We start from the raw sequence: 1,004 nt of genomic DNA on the forward strand, positions 1-1,004 counted from the left end.
CGCGTCCAACGGCGGAGTTCGGCCGACTCGGAGCGATCGTCGGCCTTCTTCCCGCCGCCTCGGGAATGGTTCTCTGGCACGGCGTCTCTCCGCCACCAGCATTGCGCCTGAGATCACCTTTCCATCGCACACGAGACTCAAGGGGCGGGCCGGGCTTTTGCGAACTAACGCGTTCGGAACGATCAAAGGTCCGCTTCGTTCTGATCGGATGGACTGGATTAGACTAGGCCTCCTGGCGTTGGCGGGGTTCCTCACCTGGACACTGAACACCCTCTCGGCCGGAGGCGGAGGTCTATTGCTGATCCCCGCCGTGACTTTCATCACAGGGAGCGCGGCGGTTGCGCCGGTCATCACCTTGACCGAGCTCATCGGCAATCCCATCCGCGCCCTGGCCTTCCGGCGCGACATCGATTGGAGCCTGGTCCGTTGGTACCTGCCCGGCGCCATCGCCGGTGCCGCTGCGGGCTCCTGGCTCTTCGCCAACAGTCGGGCGGAATGGCTCCAGATACTCATAGGGATCTATCTGATCAGTGCAGTCTGGGAATTTCGCGGCGGCGCGCGCGAGCGGAGCTACCGAGCCCGCCGCTGGTGGTTCCTCCCGGCCGGCCTGATCGTCGCGCTGTTGTCGGCGCTGATGGGCACGGTGGGACCCGTCTTGAATTCGCTCTATCTGAACTACGGTTCGGAGAAGGAGACGTTGGTCGCCACGAAATCGGTGAACTCGTTTGTGACCGATGTCGTCAAGATCGCGGTATTCACCGGACTCGGCGCGCTCGGTGGTCAGGCGGTCATGTACGGCGCAGCCGCGGGTTTGGGCGCTGCGCTTGCCAATCTGCTGGCCAAGCGCTGGCTCGAACGCCTAAGTGGACGACAGTTCCGCGGCCTTGTGGTCGCGCTCATGGCTGTGAGTGGAGCGCTGATGATCTGGAACCAGCACAGCTTCGTTGTGCAGGCCTGGCGCGCGGCCACAGGAATGTCTTAACAATGTCGATGTTGGCTGGAGC

At 63.4% G+C, this 1,004-nt stretch carries 1 protein-coding gene; it reads left to right on the forward strand.

Translation table 11 applies throughout. From position 1 onward, the window contains the following. Window positions 1–208: 208 nt before the first annotated feature. A complete protein-coding gene (locus NKH60_RS34950) occupies window positions 209–982 on the forward strand; it encodes a sulfite exporter TauE/SafE family protein (protein WP_352471466.1) in 774 nt (257 codons plus the stop codon). Window positions 983–1,004: the final 22 nt, after the last annotated feature.

The organism is Mesorhizobium sp. M1006 (genome assembly GCF_040318825.1).
Classification (GTDB): Bacteria; Pseudomonadota; Alphaproteobacteria; order Rhizobiales; family Rhizobiaceae; genus Mesorhizobium.